A 21119-nucleotide genomic window follows, 5' to 3' on the forward strand; every position below is an offset into this window, starting at 1 on the left:
CGCGGTCACGGGCGTGCGGCACCCGACTGGATCGCGATGAGCAGGTCGGTCATCGTGGCGTGGATCCCGGCGGGCAGCGGGGTGAACTCCCGTCGGTCGACCTCCGGCCAGACGGTCGACGTGAGTCGCAGGTCGTGGGCTTGCAGCGACGCCGCCGCGGAGCTGCCGAGCATGACGTGCGGATGCTGCTTCGCCAGGATCCGGAAGTAGCCGAGCAGGTCGGCGATCGTGACCGCCTGGCCCGATGCCACGTTCTTCACGATCGTCACCGGTTCGGGCTCGAGGAACGAGCGCTCGACGATGTCGCAGATGAGCTGGCCGCAATCCCTCGTGAAGATGTAGTCGCGCATGGTGTCGAGGGAGACGTAGATCGACGCCGGCTCGGGCGAGAGCTGCGCGCGCGCCAGGTGCGAGATGAGGCCCTGCATCTTGTCGAGACGCTGGCCGGGGCCGTAGAGGTTCGCGATGCGACCGAGCACGACGGTGACGGCGTGGGTGTCGGCGAGTTCACGCAGCACGTGTTCGCACGCGAGCTTGTACCTGCCGTACGGGGAGATCGGGGCGGGCGGCGTCTGCTCGTCGAACGGCGGCCGGTCGGATCCGGCGTAGATGCCGCCGGCTGACGAGGCGAAGAACACGGTGCCGCGTCCCGCCGCGTCCGTCGCCTCGAGCGGCGCCGCGATGGCGTCGACCACCGAGCGGAACTCGGCGAGCTCCGCATCGAGCATGGCCTGCGGAGTGCTCGTCACGGCCACCCCGGCCGCCCAGACGATGACCCACCGATCGCCGGGCCGACGCGACGCCTCGAAGAGTGCCGTCGCCTCGCGTTCGACCGCCTCGGTGAGTGCGGCGCCGGAGCCCCACGGCAGCGGCACGGCGTCGCGCACGGTCCAGTCGGCTCGCTGACGTGCCGCTCCGGCGATCGCGCCGCCCAGCAGGCCGCGTGCGCCGATCACCCAGGCGTGGGTGGTCACGACTCCTCGGCGCGGCCCTGCGCGACGTGACCCTGAGCGGACGCGTGCGAACGGCCGTGCGGCATGCGGTCGGGGGAGGGCGTCGCCGGCCGATGTCGCCCGAGCGGACCGCGATCGGGATCGCTGGTGATGAGGTACGGCGGCTTGCCCATGGCCATGTTCACGTTGATGCCGATGTACTCGGCGATGATGCCGAGCGAGAACAGGATGGCCCCTGAGGTGATGAGGACGATCACGATCGTCGACGCCCAGCCGGCCGTGTCGATCTGCCCGGTCAACCGCTCGATGAGCACGTAGATCGCCATGATCGCGCCGAGTGCGGCGAAGGCCACGCCGAGCAGGCTGACGAAGCGGAGGCCCCGCGTGCCGCTCGTGAGGATCATGCGCCAGAAGTGGGAGAAGAGACGACGCGTCGAGTACCCGGAGGTGCGTTCGCCCTCGTGGCGGAGTTCCACCGGCGACGAGACCGTCTTGTTCGAGACCCAGCCCATGGCCACATCGAGGTACACGCCCGACCCCGAGTACGCCGCGACGCTTCGGCCGATGCTGCCGAGCACGAGTCGGAAACTCTGGTAGTCGGGGGCGTTCGACCCCGCGAAGAGCTTCGTGAGCAGCCACTTGGCGCCTCGCGACGCGGTGTTGCGGAACACGCCGTGCGGCGGCGTGTTGGTGGGCTTCGCGTAGACCACGCTCGCCTGTTCCCGCATGGCCGTATCGAGGAGCCCACCGATCAGGTTCGGGTCGTGCTGGCCGTCTTCGTCGAGCGTGACGATCCAGTCGCCGCCCGAGGAGGCCATGCCGGCGAGCGTCGCCGCGTGCTGGCCGAAGTTGCGACTCAGCCAGACCGCGCGAACGAAGGGGTGGCGGGCCTCGAGTTCGCGGATGACCCCGGCCGACCCATCGGGGCCGTTGTCGAAGACGAGGAGCACCTCCTCGACGCGGAACCGATGCCCGTCGGGGGTGGAGACCGGATGCGTCAGCGGTGCGATCTCGTCGATGAGCCCCGAGAGGGTCTGCTCGCCCTGGTACACGGGCACCACGACGGAGATCCGGTGATCCACGTCAGCGGGCAGGGGAGCACCATCCGTCACGGAAGGCGACGTTACCACAGCGACACCTCGCACCCTCCGCGCCCGCGCGCCGTCATGAGGCGCCCCGGGTGGTCGACTGCCCGGCCCGCGACATCCGCCGACCGAGGTAGAGATACGCGAACCGGCGCAGCGTCGCCATCATGCGGGCGCGGGAGTTGCCCACCACCAGGGTCGCGCGCCCGACGACGTCGGGATGCTGCTCATGGAGCCACCGGTGGAACCCGATCGCCTGCTCGGCCTGCTGTTTCGCCAGACGCACGCTCCACTGGCTGTCGGAGATGCGGAATCCCGCGAGCGAGCCGGGGACGCCGACGAAGTCGCCCCGGAGGAGGACCTTCGCGTACGTCGCCTCGTCGATGAGGTACGGCCAGCGCGAGTCCCACCAGCCCACCGCCTCGAGTTCGTCCCGGCGCATCAGCACGCACCCCGGTTCGCCGAACACGTTCGTGCCATGCCGGACCGTCGACCGGATGGCGTCGACGCCTCGGTGGCGGCCGAGCAGGCCGGGGAGGCCCCGGCCGGTGAGCACCGGTCGACCGCTCGCGTCGACGATGTCGCGCGCCGAGGCGGCGAGCACGGCCCCGGGGGTGCCGGCGAGCGCCGCCACCTGCGCCGTGACGATGCCGGGGTCGAGCAGGTCGTCGCCGCACACCAGCTTGAGGTACTCCCCGTTCGCCGCCTGGCTCACGCGGTTCCAGTTGCGGAGTGCCCCGCCCCCCGCCGGGGTCTCGAGGAGGGTCACTCGCGCATCGTCCTCGTAGCGGCGCATGACGGCGAGCGTCTCGTCGGATGACGCGTGGTCGGCGATGATCACCTCGAGGTTCGGGTACGTCTGCGCCAGCACCGAATCGATCGTCTCGGCCAGGTACGCCGCATTGTTGTACGCCGGGATCACGATCGAGACGAGCGCCGCCCCGGGGGACGCGCTCTCGGAGGCGGCCGGGCCGGGGGCGGGCCGTCGGTCGGCGGAGTCGGATGCGCCGGTGGCGACGGCGCTTCGGATCGAGGCCGGTTCGGTCGAGGACGCCGCCGCCTTCGAGGCGGAGCCGACGCGGTCGACCTCCTTCGTCGACCGGCGGAACGAGAACCCGCGGTGCCCGAAGTAGCTCACGAGTGTGGTGACGATGACGATGAGCGCCTGCGCCGGGATCACCGGCAGCCCGCCGAGTTCGACGAGCAGGGGCAGCAGTGCCGCATTGATGCCGAGCGACACGAGGTACACGAGTTCGAAGCGGGCGAGATCGCGGAACACGTGACCCCGGACCTTGAACACGAACGTGCGGTAGAGCACGAAGGCGCACAGCACGCTGAACACGTGGGCGAACGCGAGCGTGGCGAGATATCCCCACAACTGGCCGATCGTGTACTCGAAGAACACGAAGAAGAGGAACCCCACGACCGTGTTGGTCCCCCCGACGAGCAGGAAGGCGACCTTCTGGTTGCGGATGAGTCGGAGGAGCGGGCCGGGCGAACCCTGCATGCCTGCCGGTGGCTGAGGGGTCTCGACGGCCATGCTGGACACCTCGGAACTCATCGGAAGGGGACTCCTGCTCTGCGAACGCTCGACCGACAGGATACCCGCGGTCCGCTGGGTGGACGCTGACCCGGGTGCCGGTGGGGGATAATCCTCGGGTGAAGCCGAAACTCGCCTGGCCGCTCGCCGCGCTTGCGGCCATCCTCGTCGGCGCCGCCATCCCCCTCATCTTCTACCCGACCTTCTACTTCGCCGACGACACCCAGGCGGGGGCGTTCGGACAGTGGTACAAGATCGGCGACCGCATCATGCAGGGCGACTGGTCGTTCGTCAATCCGACGGTGTGGCAGTCGGGCAACTACCTCGCCGAAGGGGCCTGGGGCATCTTCAGCCCGGTGCTCTGGGGCGTCGGGCTCGCCTCGCACGTCCTGCCCGACATCGCCGTCTTCTCCACGATCGTGAAGTGGACGTGCATGCTCGTCGCGGGCCTGGGGGTGTACCTGCTCTCGCGAGAGTTCAGTGCGAGCCGTCCGTGGGCGGCGGTCGTGGCCGTCGCGGCTCCGCTGGCGGGCTTCACCCTCTACATGGACGCGCCGTCATGGGTCAACGGCCTCATGGCCTGGTCGCTCCTGCCGCTGACCTGGTGGCTCGTCCGGCGCGCGGCGATTCGCGGTGCCTCGGTGTTCCCGGCCGTCGTCAGCGCCTTCGCGATGATCGGCATCGGCTACGTGCACGGCACCCTCTTCCTCGCCGTGGTGCTCATCGCGACCATGATCGAGGCGGCTCTCGTGCACGGACGCGGCGCATTCCTCCGCACGCTCGTGACGGCGGTGTTCGCCGGGCTCTTCGCCGTGATCGTGCATCTTCCGGCGCTGCTCACGTCGCCCGTGAGCGGACGATCGAGCGGGCTGTTCAACACCGGACTGCTGACGGTCGACCTCACCGACCTCGCCGCGGCGGCGAGCGCCGTCGCCTTCCCCACCATGCGGTACTTCTTCGAAGGCGGGCCGAACGCGCCGATCTTCTACATCGCCTGGTTCCTGCCGTTGCTCGCGTTCGTCCGCTGGTCGCGCCTCGTCGCGCTGCTGCGGCCGCGGATCAGCGTCGTCATCGTCCTCGGCGTCGCCGCCTTCGCCGTCCTGCTCCCGAGCGACGTCGGCCCGCTCCGCTTCCCCGTCAGGCTCATGCCCTACCTGGCCCTCTGCGTGCTCGTCATCTTCGCCATCGCGATGTCGTCGGCGCGACTCGAGGTCGTCACCAGACGTCGCTACCTCGCGGCATCCGCGTGGTATGCGCTGAGCGTGTGGTTCGCCTTCACCCAGGCGCCGCAGTTCCGGAACGTGTACCTCGCCATCACGGCGCTCGGACTCGTGGGGATCTGGGTCTTCTACCGCATGTTCGGCGAACGGGGCCTGCCGGTCCTCGGGGGCATCCGAGGCGGCCGGCTCCAGGGGCATGTCACCGTGGTCGCCGCGATCGGCATCGTCGCGGTGGGCCTCGTCCTCCTGGTGCCCCAGCACTCGACGCATCGACAGGCACCGGTGCGCGAGTACGGCGTTCCGACCAAGCTCGCCGACTACCGCACCCAACTCACGACGGCGGTCGACGGCGACATCCTGGTGGTCGGCGGGCCCGGGGTCGGCGAGGAGTCGACGTTCCCCTGGTCCGAATCGGTCGTGTCGAATCTCTGGTACGTGACCGGGAAGCCGGTCCAGAACGCCTACACGTCGGTGTTCTACGCGCCGTACGCCGAGACGACGTGCATGGCCTACAACGGCGTCACATGCACGGAACTGTACGAGACCCTGTTCGAACGTCAGCCCCAGACCGGCACGCCCCTCGTGGACCTGCTGAGCGTGAGCTCGGTCCAGATCGTCAAGATCGGGGTGTCGGAGCGCGTGTGGAAGCCGGTTCCCGAGGGATGGCGGATCGCGGAGGACACCGAGGACACTCGGCTCATCGTCCGCGAGTCACCCGTCGACGGCTCCGGCGGAGTGGTCTGGACGTCAGCCGGAACGCGCATCGAGATGCTGCACAACGACGCCATGGGCGCCTCCTTCCGCGTCGAGGAGATCGGCGACGCCGGCGGCCGCGTGGCGCTCAGCCGCATCACCTGGCCCGGGTACCGCGTCGACGGTGCGACCATCGCGGACGAACGCGTCGAGGACTTCCTGATGACCCTCGAGCTGGACGAGGGCAGCGAAGGTCGAGTCGTGACGGTCTCCTACTGGGCTCCGGGATGGCAGCTCCAGGTCGCGGCCGGCGCGGGGATCGTGGTCCTCGCCGGGGCGTGGATCGTGTTCACGCGGCACGGTCGCCGGCGTCGAGCCGCGCCCGACCGGGTGCTGGTCGGGCGGATCGATGCACTCGCCGTGGCGGCCGTCTCCCGAGACGGGGACGGCCTCGATGCGGGTGCCCCGGCGACGGACGAGTCCGAGCTGGAGCCGGCTCCACGGTAGGATTGCCATTCGGCTCGCCCGATATCGCTGTGAAGGATGAATGTGAACGCTGACCTCGTCGTTGTCGGATCCGGGTTCTTCGGGCTCACGATCGCAGAGCGGGCGGCGAGCGAGCTCGGCCTCAAGGTCCTCGTGATCGACCGCCGAGACCACATCGGCGGCAACGCGTACAGCGAGGTGGATCCCGAGACCGGGATCGAGGTGCACCGCTACGGTGCGCACCTGTTCCACACCTCGAACGCGACCGTGTGGGACTACGTCACCCGGTTCACCACCTTCACGGGGTACCAGCACAAGGTGTACACCACCCACCACGGCGAGGTGTTCCCGATGCCGGTCAACCTCGGCACCATCAACCAGTTCTTCCGCAGCGCCTACACGCCGGCGGAAGCCCGGGAGCTCATCCAGGAGCAGGCGGCGGAGCTCGAGACCGGTGAGGCCCGCAACTTCGAGGAGAAGGCGATCTCGCTCATCGGGAGGCCGCTGTACGAGGCGTTCTTCCGCGACTACACGGCGAAGCAGTGGCAGACGGATCCGAAGGACCTGCCTGCTGAGATCGTGAGCCGGCTCCCCGTGCGGTACACCTACGACAACCGGTACTTCAACGACACGTTCGAGGGCCTGCCGACCGACGGCTACACGGCCTGGATCGAGCGGATGGCCGACCACCCGGGCATCGAGGTCCGCCTGTCGACCGACTTCTTCGACGCCTCGCAGCCGATCAACAAGGCGGCGACCGTGGGGCAGGTTCCGGTCGTCTACACCGGACCGGTCGATCGCTACTTCGACTACGCGAACGGGGCGCTCACGTGGCGCACGCTCGACTTCGAACGCGAGGTGCTCCAGGTCGGCGACTTCCAGGGCACCCCGGTGATGAACTACGCCGATCTCGACACCCCCTACACGCGGATCCACGAGTTCCGGCACTTCCACCCCGAACGCGAGTATCCCCGCGACAAGACGATCATCATGCGGGAGTTCTCTCGTTTCGCCGAGCGTGGCGACGAGCCGTACTACCCCGTGAACACCCCGGCCGATCGGGAGGGCCTGCTCTCCTACCGCGAACTCGCGAAGGAGGAGCCGGAGGTGTTCTTCGGCGGCCGGCTCGGCACCTACCAGTACCTCGACATGCACATGGCGATCGGATCGGCACTCTCGATGTTCGAGAACAAGCTCAGGCCCGCGCTCTGATGGCGCGCGCGAGGGCGGCCGCATCCGCAGAATCCCTCGAGGTGCTCCAGCGGGTCGTGTTCCCCGAGCACGGGGACCCGCAGGCGCTCCCGCTGTACATCGACCCCGAGGCGTGGGCCGTGCTGCCCGCCTCGGACGCCGACAAGGAGCGGCTCGCCAGGGCGCGAGGCTTCCTCGAGGACGGCCATGCGCGCACCCCCCTGCGCCTCACGAGCAGGTCGGGCAGCGGATGGCTCGACGGCCGGCGCGGCGTCGACGTGCCGGCGCACGAGAAGCTGTCGCTCGCGACGTACTTCAACGCGTTCCCGGCGAGCTACTGGAACGCGTGGACGTCGCTGAGCGGCGTCGTGCTGCGCGTGCGCACCCGCGGTTCCGGCCAGATCGTGGTCTACCGGTCGAATGCGCGCGGGGTCATCCAGCGCGTCGACGGCGCGAACGTCTCGGGCGAGTCGGAATCCGTGTTCCGCATCCCCTTCTCGTCGTTCCTCGACGGCGGCTGGCTCTGGTTCGACCTGCACGCCGAGGAGACGTCGTTCGCGCTGGTGGAGGCGGATTGGTGCGCACCGGCGGGTGAGGCCGCCCGGCGCGGACGCGCGACGATCTCGATCACGACCCTGAATCGGGGCGACTACTGCACGGCGCTGCTCTCGGCCATCGGCTCCGATGCGGCCGTGATGGAGGCGATCGCCCGGATCATCGTCGTCGATCAGGGCAGCGAGAAGATCGTCGACAATCCCGGCTACGCCGAGGCGAGACGGATCCTCGGCGATCGCCTTGAGGTGATCGAGCAGGCCAACCTCGGAGGTTCGGGCGGCTTCGCCCGCGGCATGCTCGAGGCGAGCGAGGCAGGGGACTCCGACTACGTCCTCCTCCTCGACGACGACGTCGAGGTGGAGCCCGAGGCGATCAGGCGCGCGGTGAGGTTCGCCGACCACTGCCGCACGCCCACCATCGTGGGCGGGCACATGTTCGACATGTACGACAAGGCGAAGCTGCACGCCTTCGCAGAGGGCATCCAGTGGAGCCCGTTCATCTGGGGCCCGCTGACACCCGACCGACACGACTTCGCCGAGTCGAATCTCCGCCAGACCCGATGGATGCATCGTCGCTTCGACGTGGACTACAACGGCTGGTGGATGTCGCTGATCCCGCTCTCGATCGTCCGGGAGATCGGCCTGTCGCTGCCGGTGTTCATCAAGTGGGATGACGCCGAGTACTCGCTCCGCGCTCGCGAGGCCGGGTACGCCACCGTCAGTCTCCCCGGCGCTGCGGTCTGGCACGTCTCCTGGGTCGACAAGGACGACTCGCACGACTGGCAGGGCTTCTTCCATGCGCGGAACCGGCTCATCGCGGCGCTCCTCCATTCGCCGCATGCTCGCGGTGGGCGTCTCGGCCGGGCGTTCCTCGCTCAGGATTTCAAGAACCTGCTCACCATGGACTACTACACGGTGGCCATGAAGCACGCCGCGATCCAGAGCGTGCTCGATGGACCGGAGCGCCTCCACGCCGACATGGTGGATCGCCTCGCCCGAGTGCGGGCGCTGGCCGCCGGCTTCACCGAGGCCCAGCCGATCCGGGACTTCTCCACGATCCCGCATTTCCCCGCCCGCGAGGTCCCGTCCGTCAAGCTCGGCACCGTCGAGACGGGTCCGACGGGGTTGGGCTTCGTGTGGTGGCTGGCTCGCCAGGTGGTCCGCCATTCCTGGCGCGGCCCGCATCGGGGTGCGCAGGAGCGGCCCGACGCGCACCTCCCGTACCAGGACGCCCGCTGGCATTCGGTCCCCGACTACGACAGCGTGCTGATCACGAACGCCGAGGGGTCGGCGGTGAGCTGGCACGTGCGGAACCCGCGCCGGTTCCGCACGCTCCTGCGACGGAGCATCCGCATGGAGCGTCTGATGCGGCGGCGGTGGCCCGAACTCTCGCGCGAGTACCGAGTGGCCCTCGGGGGCATCACCTCGAGCGAGCGGTGGAAGCGCACCTTCGACGAGGTCGCGAAGGGCTGACGCCTCGACCGGGCGCGTGAGACCCGTGGGGTGCGTCGATCAGGGCTGGACGTACTGGGTGAGGCATCCGACGAGTTGTTCGGCGCCGGTTCGGGTGAGGACGTAGACGCAGACGTCGTGGTTGCCGGTGGCGGTCGGGATCGATCCGCGGTAGCCGTGGTTGTCGCCGGCGCCCGGGTAGGTGGCGTCGAGTCCGGGGCTGGGCTGGTCGGCGGTCAGCCGGTGACGGACGCCGTCGATGGAGACGGCGACGGTGGCGGTCTCGGTTCGTGCGTCGGGGTGGAAGGCCCAGCCGGTGACGGTGACGGCGCCTGTGGTGCCGGTCGAGGTGGACCATTCGGCGACCGGTCCGGTGGTGACGTTCTGGGTGAGGCATCCGAGCAGGGTCTCGCCGGCGGTCGGGTGCACGGCGGAGACGCAGACCCGGTGGTTGCCGGGCGAGGCGGGGATCGACGCGCGGTAGCCGTGCTTGTCGCCGGCGCCCGGGTACTTCGCGTCGAGTCCGGGGCTGGCTTGGTCGGCGGGCACGAGCGTGCGGACCCCGTCGATGTAGACGGCCGCGGAGACGGTCCTGGTCGGGTCGTCGGTGTAGAACGCCCAGCCCGACACCTGCACGGCACCCCCGACGCCGGTCGACGTCGACCATTCCGCGGTCGCCTTCACCGGCTCGACGTACTGGGTGAGGCATCCGACGAGTTGTTCGGCGCCGGTTCGGGTGAGGACGTAGACGCAGACGTCGTGGTTGCCGGTGGCGGTCGGGATCGATCCGCGGTAGCCGTGGTTGTCGCCGGCGCCCGGGTAGGTGGCGTCGAGTCCGGGGCTGGGCTGGTCGGCGGTCAGCCGGTGACGGACGCCGTCGATGGAGACGGCGACGGTGGCGGTCTCGGTTCGTGCGTCGGGGTGGAAGGCCCAGCCGGTGACGGTGACGGCGCCTGCGGTGCCGGTCGAGGTGGACCATTCGGCGACCGGTCCGGTGGTGACGTTCTGGGTGAGGCATCCGAGCAGGGTCTCGCCGGCGGTCGGGTGCACGGCGGAGACGCAGACCCGGTGGTTGCCGGGCGAGGCGGGGATCGACGCGCGGTAGCCGTGCTTGTCGCCGGCGCCCGGGTACTTCGCGTCGAGTCCGGGGCTGGCTTGGTCGGCGGGCACGAGCGTGCGGACCCCGTCGATGTAGACGGCCGCGGAGACGGTCCTGGTCGGGTCGTCGGTGTAGAACGCCCAGCCCGACACCTGCACGGCACCCCCGACGCCGGTCGACGTCGACCATTCCGCGGTCGCCTTCACCGGCTCGACGTACTGGGTGAGGCATCCGAGCAGGGTCTCGCCGACCGTTCGGTGGGTCGAGTACACGCAGACCCGGTGGTCGCCGACGGTCGCCGGGATCGCTGCCGTGTAGCCGTGTCGATCCCCGACGCCCGGATACCTGGCATCCAGTCCGGGGCTCGGCGAGTTCGCCGCCACGGCGTGCCGCGTGCCGTCGATGTCCACGGAGACGGGAACCGTCGTGGTGGGAGCGTCGGGGTAGAAGCTCCAGCCGGTCACCCGCACGGCCCCGCCCGTTCCGCTCGAGGTCGACCACTCGGAGATCGGGCCCTGCGTCACCGTCTGGCTGAGGCATCCGACGAGCGATTCGCCCACGTTCCGGTGCAGCACGTACACGCAGACCGGATGCGTCCCGGGCGGCGCCGGAACGGTGCCCGCGTAGCCGTGCATGCGGCCGGCGCTCGGGAAGCGTGCGGCGGCGGCATCCGACGGCTTGTCGGCGGTGAGCGTGAAACGCGTGGGGCCGACGGCGACGGACACACGGGCGGTCTCGGCCAGGGCGTTCGGATAGACGGCCCACCCGCTGACCGTGACGCCGCCATCGCCGTACGACGTGGTCCACTCGGCGACCGGCGCGGGGGTGACGGTGAGGTTCAGGCACCCGAGGAGCTGCTGGCCACCCGACCGCGTCGAAGCGGAGACGCAGACGTAGTAGTCACCCGGCGGTGTCGGGATCCTCCCGGCATAGCCGTGGTTGTCGCCGGCGCCGGGAATCACGCCGTTCACGCCGGGGCTCGGTCCGTCCGCGCGGAGCGTGTAGCTGTTCGAGCCGATCTGCACGATCGCACTGCCCACCTCGGTCGGGGCGTCGGGGTAGGCGACCCAGCCGGTCACCGTGACCCCACCGTCACCCGAGGCCGTATTCCAGGCGCCCTTCGGCGGCACTCCGGTGGGCGAGCCGAACCAGTCGGTGTAGATGCGCCAGAAGTTGCGGTTGCCGTACGCGGAGCACGAGTCGCCGACCCCGTAGAGGTTGGCGAGGGCGGCGGCGTTCGGCTGGTAGGGCGTGTAGTTGTAGAGACCGGCGGTCGCCGTGTTCTCGATGTACACCGGACTCGAGCCGCACGCCGAATTGGGGTGGTACAGGATGTAGTTGGTTCGGCCGGCGACGTGCTTCCAGCTCGTGGGGTTCGCCGCGTAGCGCTTGAACTGCAGCGCCGCCATGTACACCTGGTTGAAGAAGCCGTAGTACGTCGCGTCGCAGTCCGCGGTGTCGGGGCAGCCGTAGCCCGTCGCACTCCGGTACTGGCGATCGGTCGGCCAGGTGTCGGTGACGAGTCCCTGCTCCTTCTGGAGCAGCGTGAGCATGGCCTTCTGGCTGATTCCGCACGCCTGTCCGACCCGGGCGATGATGCTCGCCGCCGACTCCCAGGCGGAACCGGTGTACGCGGCGCAGTTGCCGCTCTCGGCGACCCTGGACGGCGTCGCCTGGGCGTAGTCCTTCAGGCACGTGTATCCGGTGCGGCACGTGGGCACCTGCGCGGCGAGGAAGGACTGGACCTGCGCGGCCGTCATGGCCGAGCCGTTGTAGAAGTTCGCGTCGCTGATGAGGTTCCCGGCGCGGAACTGGGCGGCATCGGCCGCCTGCGCGTCAGGCTGGCGTGGCGCGAGGCCGGTCGACGACGCGAGCACCAGGGCGGACGCGGCCAGGCACGCGACGGTCAGCGACGCCAGAAGTCGTCGGACCCCCGAGATCCGTCCCCGCCCGAAGCCCATGGTCCACACCATCGCACACGGTGGCGCACGGAACCGGCAGGCCACGCCCCGCCGGAGGAATCGCCTCAGTTCGAGCGAAGCGTCTCGAGATGCGCGAGGTACCAGTCGTACGTGGCGGCGAGACCGTCGTCGAGCGTGGTCGTGGCGCGCCAGCCGAGCGCGTTGATCCTCGAGACGTCCAACAGCTTCCGCGGGGTCCCGTCGGGCTTCGAGGTGTCGTAGGTCACGCGGCCCTCGTATCCGACGACGGCGGCGATCTTCGCGCCGAGCTCGGCGATCGAGAGGTCCTCTCCGACGCCCACGTTGATGGTCTGCGGCGAATCGTAGTGCTCGAGCAGGTGCACGACCGCCGAGGCGAGGTCGTCGACGTACAGGAACTCCCGGAGCGGCTTCCCGGTGCCCCAGATGACGACCTCTTCGGCTCCCGCGACCTTGGCCTCGTGGAAGCGGCGCATGAGCGCCGGAAGGACGTGCGAATGCTCGGGGTGGAAGTTGTCACCCGGCCCGTACAGGTTCGTCGGCATGGCCGAGATCCACTTCCGGCCGTACTGCCGTCGGGACGCCTGCACCTGCATGATCCCCGTGATCTTCGCGATCGCGTAGGCGTCGTTCGTCGGCTCCAGGGCTCCCGTGAGCAACGAGTCCTCCCGGATCGGCTGCTCCGCGAACTTGGGGTAGATGCAGGACGATCCGAGGAAGAGCAGCCGCTCGACGTCGACGGCGTTCGCCGCATCCATCAGGTTCACCTGGATCTGGAGGTTGTCGCTCAGGAACTCGGCGGGGTAGGTGTTGTTGGCCAGGATCCCGCCGACCCGGGCGGCTGCGTCGATCACGACGTCGGGTCGTTCCTGCTCCATGAACGCGAAGACCGCGTTCCGGTCGCGCAGGTCGAGTTCGCTCGAACGTCGGCCGATGAGATCGGTGAACCCCAGATCGACGAGTCGTCGCCAGATCGCTCCGCCGACCAGCCCGGTGTGGCCCGCGACGAACACCTTCGCTGCCCGGTCGAGGGGTCGGATGTCAGTCTCGGCTGTGTTGTCCACCGGTCGGTGCTCCTCAGGTCGGGTACGGCGGGATGCGCCAGAGGACAGGATAGCCCGCTGCCGACGCCGAATCCCCAGAGCGAGGCCCGTACACTCTTCTCGATGCTTCCCTCAGAGATCCTCGTCGTCCTGCCGACCCTCGGCGACCGACTCGACACCCTTGCCGAAACCCTCGCCTCCGTCGATGCGCAGCGTCGCGACGTGCCGCTGACCCTCGTCGTCGTGGCTCCGCCCACTGCCGTCGACGCCCGCCGTCTCGCGGCCGAGTCCGGCGCGGTCGTCGTCGACGACCCCAAGGAGGGCATCTCGGCCGCGATCAACCGCGGACTGGCGGCGCGGACGACGGAGCAGTACTACGCGTGGATCGGCGACGACGACCTCTTCCGGCCCGGCGGGCTGGCTCGGCTCCGGTCCCTGCTGCAGGAGCACACCGATGCCGTCCTCGCCTACGGGGGATGCGACTACATCGACCCGAGCGGGCGGACCCTCGCGGTGAGCAACGCGGGTCGCCTTGCGCAGTTCCTGCTGCCATGGGGGCCCGACCTCATCCCGCACCCCGGCACGATGGTGCGACTCGACGCGCTGGAGGCCATCGGCGGCTTCGACGCCGACCTCCGCTTCGCGATGGACCTCGACGCGTTCCTCACGCTCCGCTCGCACGGCCGATTCGTCTTCACGCGGGAGTCCGTCTCGGCGTTCCGGTGGCACCCCGACTCGCTCACGGTGGCCAACCGTCGCGCGTCGTCGCTCGAGTCCGAGGCCGTCAAGCGGCGTCACCTGCCGCGCTGGCTCCAGCCGGTGAGCCCGCTGTGGATCTACCCGGTGCGGTGGGCGTCGGCGGTGGCGGCGGATCGGGTCAGCTCGCGGGCGCGCGCATGAGCGGCGGGCATCCCGCGGAGGTCACCGAGACGGCGCACGCCGAACGGCGGCGGTCGCGGGTTCCGCTCCTCGTGCTCGCGCCGATCCTCGCGGTGATCGCCCTCCTGGCGTGGGCCTTCGCCTCGCCCGTCGGATCCAGCCCCGACGACGACTTCCACCTCCCGAGCATCTGGTGCGGCATCGGCGAGCGACCGGGCCTCTGCGAGGAGACGGGGGATCCATCCACTCGCGCGGTTCCGGCCGAGGTGGCCGCCGCCTCCGAGTGCTACCGTCACGAACCCGAGACCAGTGCGGCCTGCGCGGAGGATCTCAGCGGACGCGCGGCGGCCGAACTCGTCGAGACCGACCGCGGCAACTTCCAGAACAACTACCCGCCCGTCTACTACGCGGTGATGAGCCCGTTCGCGAGCGTCGAGGTCGAGGCATCCGTCATCGCGATCCGGACCGCGAACATCGCGCTCTTCGTGGGCATCGCATCGTTCCTCTACGTGCTGCTCCCGGCGGCGAGGAGGCCGACGTTGCTGCTGGCCTGGCTGGCCTCCTGCGTGCCCCTCGGTGTGTTCCTCATCGCCTCGACCAATCCGAGCGCGTGGGCCGTCATCTCCGGCGGCAGCCTGTGGCTGGCCCTTCTCGCGTACTTCGAGACCACGGGGTGGCGGCGCATCGCTTCCGGGGTGCTGTCCGCCGCGCTGCTCGTCATGGCCGCCGGCGCCAGGGGCGACGCCGCGGTCTACTCGGTGATCGCGTCGGCCGCCGTGGTGCTGTTGACGATGCGACGCGACCGCGGGTACTGGCTTCGCGCGCTGCTGCCCATCGGCATGGCCGTCGTCGCGGTCCTGATGTACTTCTCCTCGGCCCAATCGGGTGTGTCGACCACGGGCGTCGGCGACGGGACGACTCCGCCGGAGGAGAAGCCGAGCGCCGCCTCGGTGCTGCTGCACAACCTGCAGAACGTGCCATCCCTCTGGGAGGGGGTCTTCGGTTCGTGGAGCCTCGGATGGTTCGACACGCCCATGCCGTACGTGGTCTCGACCGGCGCGTTCGCCGTCGCGGCCGCGCTCGTCTTCGCCGGGCTGCGGTCGCAGTCATGGCGGAAGACGCTCGCGCTCGTCGGCATCGGGCTGGCTCTGGTGGCGTTCCCCGTCTACATCCTGCAGCAGAGCCTCGACCTGGTGGGCGTCAACGTGCAGCCGCGATACCTCCTCCCGCTGATCATCACGTTCATCGGCATCGCGATCCTCCAGGTCGACTCCCACCGCCTGCGGTTCAGCGAGGTCCAACTCGTCGCAGTGGGCGCGGTCCTCGCGCTCGCGTTCGCCGCGGCGTTGCATGCCGACATCCGTCGCTACACGACCGGCATCGGGAACGGCGGCTGGAACCTCGATGCGGACGTCGACTGGTGGTGGTCGAGCGCCCCGACCCCCATGGTCATCTGGATCGTCGGTTCACTCGCGTTCGCGGGGCTCGTGGCGCTGGTGCTCCTCGAGGTGCGGCGGCAGACACGTCCGCCCGTCGCCACGCCGGGTCCGTGATGTCCCGCTCGCGTGCAATCCTGCGATTCGGCGGGGGATACGGACTCGCGGTCATCACGGGCGGCATCCTCAGCATCGCGGTCATCCCGGTCGTCATCCTCGCTGCCGGCGAGCAGAGCTGGGCGACGATCGCCGTCGCGCAGGCTGTCGGCGGTTTCGCGTTCGTGTTCGTGGCCGGAGGGTGGGGCGTCACGGGCCCGACGGCGACGGCCGCGCTCCACGAGTCCGAGCGGGGCCAGTACTACCGCGACTCGCTGGCCACGCGCAGCTGGTTGTTCGTCGCGATCATCGCCCCGGCGAGTGCGATCGCGGTCCTCCTCACGCAGCAGCAGCCGTGGCTCGCGTCGATGACCGTCGCCGGAGGCCTGATGGCGGCGCTGTCCGCGGGGTGGTTCTACGTCGGGGAGTCGAGCCCGATCCGCTTCCTGCTCATCGACACGCTGCCGCGGAACGTCGCCACGGTACTGGGCGCGGTCGCCCTGCTCGCCACCGGCGACGCGATCTGGTTCGTGACCGCCCAGTTCCTCGGCGCACTCGTCGCCACCGTGGTGGCGACGGCGGACATCATGCGCCGGTACCCGGTCGGGCGCTGGGTCCTCGGGCCCATCAGGTCCCTCGGGAGGTTGCGAGGGCAGTCCTCGGCCATCACGATGGCCGCCACGGCGGCGGTCTACGTCAACCTGCCGATCGTCGTCGTGCAGGTGTTCATCCCGTCGGCGACGGCCTCCTATGCACTCGCCGAGCGGATGCTGCGGATGACCCTGTATGCGACGCGTCCGTTCGTGCAGTTCTCGCAGGGGTACGTCCCCGATCCCGACCCCGCGCGGCAGTCGGTTCGCGCGAGCCGGGTCACCGCCCTGGCGCTGGCCTCGGGGGTGCTGGGCGGCGCCGCCTACGCGACCCTCGGCCCGTTCGCCTCGGGCCTGCTGTCGGGCGGCGCACTACCGATGTCGTTCTCACTGTCGATTCCGCTGGGCGTCGCCCTGGCTGCGATGCTGGTGTCGCAGGTGACGGGGTTCGCCTGCCTGACCGCGTTCGGGCTCGCCCGGACGCTGGCGCAGAGCACCGTGGTCGGTGCGGTGCTCGGGGCGATCACCATGGTGCCTGCGGCGATCGTGTTCGGCGTCGACGGTCTCGCGTGGGCGCTGGCCGCATCGGAGCTCGCCGTGCTCGTCGTGCAGCTCGTGAAGCTGCGACCGTATCTCGCGCGCCTGGCCTGAAGCCGCGACGACTGCGTCGTCGTCGTCGGCGGGCTACCTGACGTCGCCGCTCGACGGGTTCGTCGGCACGCCGGGGGAGCCCGTCTCCACCTCTCGGAGCCGGAGATCGAGCAGCACGATCTGCTCGGCGAGCGACCGGTTCTCGCTCTCGAGCTCGGTGAGCTCGGCGCTGTGCTGCAGGCACACGAAGAAGAGCAGCACGAGGCTCACGAAGAACACGAGGTTCGTCGGGATCTCGATTCCGACGAGATCCGAGGCCCAGCGGAGCGTCTGCGGGAAGACGCCGATGACGAGGGCGAGGACGCCGGCGAGGAGCCACCAGACGGCATGCCGCTCACGGAGCCGCCGTCGGCGCAGCATCTCGATCACGACCCCGAGCACGAACAGCGCCGCGACGATGCCGAAGATGTACTGGGTCAGGGGAAGGTTCACCGCGCGATCCTCTCGGGGATGTCGACACGAGGCCGAAGGAAGGCGAACGCCACCGCCATGCCCACGCGGGCCAGGAACACGGCCGCCTTGAACGGGTTGTGCGACGGTGTCCCCCCAGTGCGGGGACGCATCGAGGCGGGCACCTGGCGGATCACGCATCCGGAGCGCGCGGCGATCACGAGCGACTCGATGGTGTCGCCGAGGTACTCGGCGGGGTAGTGCTCGGCGAACAGTCGCACGGCGCGCGGCCCCGAGGCTCGGAACCCGCTGGTGGTGTCGGTCAGCCTGGTGTGCGCGGTGCGGCTCAGCATCGCCGCGAGCGCGGTCATGGCCCAGCGGCGCGGGCCGCGGGCGTCGTAGTGTCCGCCGCCCGCGAATCGGGCGCCGATGACGACGTCGGCGCCGGCCAGCTCTTCGAGCAACGCCGGGATGTCGGCCGGGTCGTGCTGGCCGTCGGCATCGACCTGGACGACCGACGTGTAGCCGTTCGCCAAGGCGTACTTGAACCCCAGGCGCATCGCGCCGCCCACCCCGAGGTTGTACGGGAGCTCGGCGACGAGGGCACCGGCCTCGCGCGCGACGAAGGAGGTGGCGTCGGACGAACCGTCGTTCACGACCAGGCAGGCCACGCCCGGGACCTTCTCGTACAGTTCCTGCACGACGAGGCCGACGGAGGCCTCCTCGTTGTATGCGGGCATGACGATCAGCGTGCGTTGGAGATCAGCCGGCATGGCCTGAATCCTACAAGACCGCACTGGGGGTCCCCCGGCCACGGGGCTCCGCTCAGGCGTGCTGCGCTAGGCTCGACTGCGGCGAAACGGGGGATCGGACGCCGAGAAGACTCTGGAGGCTGCAGTACATGACCGAGAACGCGCCGAAGCGCGCCCTGATCACCGGGATCACCGGGCAGGACGGGAGCTACCTCGCCGAACTGCTGCTCTCGAAGGGCTACGAGGTCCACGGCATCATCCGTCGAGCCTCCACCTTCAACACCGCGAGGATCGACCACCTGTACAACGATCCGCACGTCGCGGGCACCCGGCTGTTCCTGCACTACGGCGACCTGAGCGACGGGTCGCGGCTCGTCACCCTGCTCGACTCCGTGCGCCCGCAGGAGGTCTATCACCTCGCCGCGCAGTCCCACGTGCGGGTGAGCTTCGACGAGCCCGAGTACACCGGCAACGCGACGGGCCTCGGCACCATCCGGCTCCTCGAGGCGATCCGCATGATCGGGCTGGACTGCCGCTTCTACCAGGCGTCGAGTTCCGAGATGTTCGGCGCCACCCCGCCGCCCCAGCACGAGGACACGCCGTTCTACCCCCGTTCCCCATACGGTGCGGCGAAGCTCTACTCGTACTGGGTCACGCGGAACTACCGCGAGGGCTACGGCATGTTCGCCGTCAACGGCATCCTCTTCAACCACGAGTCGCCGCGCCGCGGTGAGACCTTCGTGACGCGCAAGATCACGCGCGCCGTCGCCCGCATCCGCGCCGGTGTGCAGTCCGAGCTGTACATGGGAAACCTCGACGCCGTGCGCGACTGGGGCTATGCCCCCGAATACGTCGAGGCGATGTGGCGGATGCTGCAGCACGACGAGCCGACGGACTACGTCGTCTCCACCGGAACCGCGTACACCGTGCGGGACTTCCTCCAGTTCTCGTTCGAGCGGGTGGGGCTCGACTGGCAGGACTACGTGCGGTTCGACGAGCGCTACCTCCGCCCCACCGAGGTGGACGCACTGGTCGGCGATTCGTCCCGCGCCAGGGACCTGCTCGGGTGGACCCCCCGCGTGATGACCCCTCAGCTGGCCCAGATCATGGTCGACGCCGACATCGCCGCGCTCGAGGCGAGCGGCACGCCGTGGATCGACGTCGCCGTCACCGCCGAATGATGGGCGCCGCCGCGCCGGCGGTGGTGAGCCGATGATCGCCGCCGTCCGCAGTTCGTTCCGCTTCATGACCGTCAGGGAGCGTGTCACCTATCTCGCGCTCCTCATCGCTCGCACCCTCTCCGGACTGCTCGACGTCATCGGCGTCTTCCTGATCGGGCTCATCGCGAGCCTCGCCACGACGGTCGTCGCCGACGGCGGATCGAGGGCGGAGCCGATCCGCGTCGGTTCGATCGAACTGCCCCCCATCGGCCTCGACGACGTGCCCGTGCTCGCGGCGGTCGTGCTGGTGGTCTTCGTGGGCAAGTCCGTGCTCGCCGTCCTGCTCTCCCGCAAGCTCGCGTTCTTCGTGGCCTCCATCGAATCGCGCAATGCGCTCATCATCGCCGAGCATCTCATGTACGGCTCGCTCGACGACATCAGGCGGCATTCCAAGGCGGAGTTCCAGTTCGCGGTCGTCGGTTCCACCACGGCCGCCTTCGGCGGCCTCCTCAACACCTTCGCGATCATCGTCAGCGAGGGCTTCCTGCTCATCCTCATCTCGGTGTCGTTCATCATCGTGGATCCAGTCGCCGCGATCTTCGCCCTCGTCTACTTCGCCGGAATCGGCGTCCTGATCCAGAGCTTCATGGGCCGATCCCTCAAGCGAGCGGGTGAAGCGGTCGCCCAGGGAACCGTCGACACGACCAACATCATCTCCGATTCGCTCGACACCTTCCGCGAGGTGTCGGTGATGGCCAAGCAGCCGTTCTTCCTGCGCAAGCTCTCGGATGCGCGCAACCAGGTCGCCGGCAGCGGCGCGACCGCCGCGTTCATGTCGGGGCTGCCCCGGTACATCATCGAGACGGCGCTCATCGTCGGCGTGGTGGCGCTGGTCGCGCAGCAGTTCATCACGAACGGGCTCGATGAGGGCCTCGTGGTCATCGGCGTGTTCCTGACCGGCGGCATGCGCATCATGGCCTCGCTGCTCCCGCTGCAGAACTCCGTGGCGCTCGTGCGCCTGTACACCGGACAGGCGACGCTCGCGCACTCCCTGCTGTCCGAGTACCACGACTCGCACCTGACGCCGGCACCGGTCCCCGCCCCATCGGCCGATCGGGCCCCGGCGCACCCCGGCGGCCTCTCGGTGAGCATCGAGGGAGCTTCGTTCGCGTACCCCGGAGATACCCGGCGCGCCCTCGACGACGTGTCGGTCGAGGCGGCGAGCGGTCGCTTCGTGGCGATCATCGGACCATCCGGTTCCGGCAAGACGACGCTCGTCGACCTGCTCCTCGGCCTCCTCATGCCCGACAGCGGCGACGTGCGCATCGGTGACAGCACGCCCCACGAGCTGCGGCGCACCGCACCCGGCGTGGTCTCCTACGTTCCGCAGCGGCCCGGGATGGTGGCCGGCACGATCGCCGAGAACATCGCCCTCGGCGTCGACGCCGAGCACATCGATCGAGAGCGCCTCCAGGAGGTGATCGATGCGGCGTTCCTCGCCGACTTCATCGAGTCGCTTCCCGACGGCGCCGACACCTCCGTCGGAATGCAGTCCAACTCGCTGAGCGGCGGCCAGATCCAGCGCATCGGTCTCGCGCGGGCGCTCTACACCCGTCCGCGACTCCTCATCATGGACGAGGCGACGAGCGCACTCGACGCCGGATCCGAGGCATTCATCAGCGAGAGCCTCGCGCGCCTCCACGGCGGAGTCACGGTGATCGTGATCGCCCACCGCCTCTCGACGGTGCAGCACGCCGATCACGTGTACCTGATGGACGGCGGACGGGTCGTGGCGCAGGGGACGTTCGGGCATCTCATGCGGAACAACCCCATGGTCGCCGAGTACGTCAGACTGATGTCGTTCGATGACCAGAAGGACGAGGCGCAATCATGAGGCCGACGTCCGACG

15 protein-coding genes are annotated in these 21119 nt (G+C 69.5%); 8 read left to right on the forward strand and 7 right to left on the reverse strand.

Annotated elements, in window-relative coordinates:
- Positions 1–5 precede the first annotated feature (5 nt).
- The 3 genes from ACVFI9_RS06410 to ACVFI9_RS06420 all read right to left on the reverse strand — a co-directional run bounded on the left by ACVFI9_RS06410 (position 6) and on the right by ACVFI9_RS06420 (position 3578).
- On the reverse strand, positions 6–974 hold the full coding sequence (locus tag ACVFI9_RS06410) for an NAD-dependent epimerase/dehydratase family protein (RefSeq protein ID WP_474765214.1): 969 nt from the start codon (positions 972–974) through the stop codon (positions 6–8).
- Complete coding sequence (locus ACVFI9_RS06415) at positions 971–2035, reverse strand: glycosyltransferase (RefSeq protein ID WP_474765215.1); 1065 nt, start codon at positions 2033–2035, stop codon at positions 971–973. The genes ACVFI9_RS06410 and ACVFI9_RS06415 overlap by 4 nt, the downstream gene beginning before the upstream one ends.
- A gap of 82 nt (positions 2036–2117) precedes the next feature.
- The gene (locus ACVFI9_RS06420; RefSeq protein WP_474765216.1) at positions 2118–3578 is read right to left on the reverse strand and encodes a glycosyltransferase; all 1461 of its coding nucleotides are present in this window, start codon (positions 3576–3578) and stop codon (positions 2118–2120) included.
- A gap of 119 nt (positions 3579–3697) precedes the next feature.
- Here ACVFI9_RS06420 and ACVFI9_RS06425 point away from each other — a divergent pair, with 119 nt between their 5' ends.
- The 3 genes from ACVFI9_RS06425 to ACVFI9_RS06435 are packed head-to-tail and all read left to right on the forward strand — an operon-like array spanning position 3698 to position 9195.
- Positions 3698–5998: a glycosyltransferase family protein gene (locus ACVFI9_RS06425; RefSeq protein WP_474765217.1), complete on the forward strand. Its 2301-nt coding sequence runs from the start codon at positions 3698–3700 to the stop codon at positions 5996–5998.
- Positions 5999–6040: 42 nt separating this feature from the next.
- Positions 6041–7189: a UDP-galactopyranose mutase gene (glf, locus tag ACVFI9_RS06430; protein WP_474765218.1), complete on the forward strand. Its 1149-nt coding sequence runs from the start codon at positions 6041–6043 to the stop codon at positions 7187–7189.
- On the forward strand, positions 7189–9195 hold the full coding sequence (locus tag ACVFI9_RS06435; RefSeq protein WP_474765219.1) for a glycosyltransferase: 2007 nt from the start codon (positions 7189–7191) through the stop codon (positions 9193–9195). Before glf ends, ACVFI9_RS06435 begins: the two co-directional genes overlap by 1 nt.
- A 39-nt stretch (positions 9196–9234) precedes the next feature.
- On the opposite strand, the gene ACVFI9_RS06440 is transcribed toward ACVFI9_RS06435, so the two are convergent.
- Together ACVFI9_RS06440 and ACVFI9_RS06445 are read right to left on the reverse strand one after the other, a co-directional pair.
- Positions 9235–12246 (reverse strand): hypothetical protein, encoded by a 3012-nt coding sequence (locus ACVFI9_RS06440; RefSeq protein ID WP_474765220.1) that lies wholly within the window; start codon positions 12244–12246, stop codon positions 9235–9237.
- Positions 12247–12299: 53 nt separating this feature from the next.
- Complete coding sequence (locus ACVFI9_RS06445; protein ID WP_474765221.1) at positions 12300–13277, reverse strand: GDP-L-fucose synthase family protein; 978 nt, start codon at positions 13275–13277, stop codon at positions 12300–12302.
- A gap of 102 nt (positions 13278–13379) precedes the next feature.
- Here ACVFI9_RS06445 and ACVFI9_RS06450 point away from each other — a divergent pair, with 102 nt between their 5' ends.
- The 3 genes from ACVFI9_RS06450 to ACVFI9_RS06460 are packed head-to-tail and all read left to right on the forward strand — an operon-like array spanning position 13380 to position 16908.
- Positions 13380–14156 (forward strand): glycosyltransferase, encoded by a 777-nt coding sequence (locus tag ACVFI9_RS06450; protein WP_474765222.1) that lies wholly within the window; start codon positions 13380–13382, stop codon positions 14154–14156.
- Complete coding sequence (locus ACVFI9_RS06455; protein ID WP_474765223.1) at positions 14087–15688, forward strand: DUF2142 domain-containing protein; 1602 nt, start codon at positions 14087–14089, stop codon at positions 15686–15688. Before ACVFI9_RS06450 ends, ACVFI9_RS06455 begins: the two co-directional genes overlap by 70 nt.
- Positions 15688–16908, forward strand: a complete 1221-nt coding sequence (locus tag ACVFI9_RS06460; RefSeq protein WP_474765224.1) for a lipopolysaccharide biosynthesis protein — start codon at positions 15688–15690, stop codon at positions 16906–16908. The genes ACVFI9_RS06455 and ACVFI9_RS06460 overlap by 1 nt, the downstream gene beginning before the upstream one ends.
- Before the next feature lie 33 nt (positions 16909–16941).
- Here ACVFI9_RS06460 and ACVFI9_RS06465 read toward each other — a convergent pair whose 3' ends face one another.
- Both ACVFI9_RS06465 and ACVFI9_RS06470 read right to left on the reverse strand, forming a co-directional pair.
- Positions 16942–17340: a DUF2304 family protein gene (locus ACVFI9_RS06465; protein ID WP_474765225.1), complete on the reverse strand. Its 399-nt coding sequence runs from the start codon at positions 17338–17340 to the stop codon at positions 16942–16944.
- A complete protein-coding gene (locus ACVFI9_RS06470) occupies positions 17337–18071 on the reverse strand; it encodes a glycosyltransferase family 2 protein (protein ID WP_474765226.1) in 735 nt (244 codons plus the stop codon). The genes ACVFI9_RS06465 and ACVFI9_RS06470 overlap by 4 nt, the downstream gene beginning before the upstream one ends.
- Before the next feature lie 128 nt (positions 18072–18199).
- Between ACVFI9_RS06470 and gmd the strand changes: the two genes are divergently transcribed.
- Both gmd and ACVFI9_RS06480 read left to right on the forward strand, forming a co-directional pair.
- A complete protein-coding gene (gmd, locus tag ACVFI9_RS06475; RefSeq protein WP_474765227.1) occupies positions 18200–19231 on the forward strand; it encodes a GDP-mannose 4,6-dehydratase in 1032 nt (343 codons plus the stop codon).
- 64 nt (positions 19232–19295) lie between these two features.
- On the forward strand, positions 19296–21104 hold the full coding sequence (locus tag ACVFI9_RS06480; protein WP_474765228.1) for an ABC transporter ATP-binding protein: 1809 nt from the start codon (positions 19296–19298) through the stop codon (positions 21102–21104).
- Positions 21105–21119: the final 15 nt, after the last annotated feature.

The organism is Agromyces sp. NSFZ (genome assembly GCF_056156205.1).

Coding starts and splice junctions, on each gene's coding strand:
- ACVFI9_RS06420 (WP_474765216.1), bottom strand. CDS start 3,578: ATGGCCGTCGAGACCCCTCAGCCACCGGCAGGCATGCAGGGTTCGCCC.
- ACVFI9_RS06435 (WP_474765219.1), top strand. CDS start 7,189: ATGGCGCGCGCGAGGGCGGCCGCATCCGCAGAATCCCTCGAGGTGCTC.
- ACVFI9_RS06440 (WP_474765220.1), bottom strand. CDS start 12,246: ATGGTGTGGACCATGGGCTTCGGGCGGGGACGGATCTCGGGGGTCCGA.
- ACVFI9_RS06450 (WP_474765222.1), top strand. CDS start 13,380: ATGCTTCCCTCAGAGATCCTCGTCGTCCTGCCGACCCTCGGCGACCGA.
- ACVFI9_RS06460 (WP_474765224.1), top strand. CDS start 15,688: ATGTCCCGCTCGCGTGCAATCCTGCGATTCGGCGGGGGATACGGACTC.
- ACVFI9_RS06470 (WP_474765226.1), bottom strand. CDS start 18,071: ATGCCGGCTGATCTCCAACGCACGCTGATCGTCATGCCCGCATACAAC.
- gmd (WP_474765227.1), top strand. CDS start 18,200: ATGACCGAGAACGCGCCGAAGCGCGCCCTGATCACCGGGATCACCGGG.
- ACVFI9_RS06480 (WP_474765228.1), top strand. CDS start 19,296: ATGACCGTCAGGGAGCGTGTCACCTATCTCGCGCTCCTCATCGCTCGC.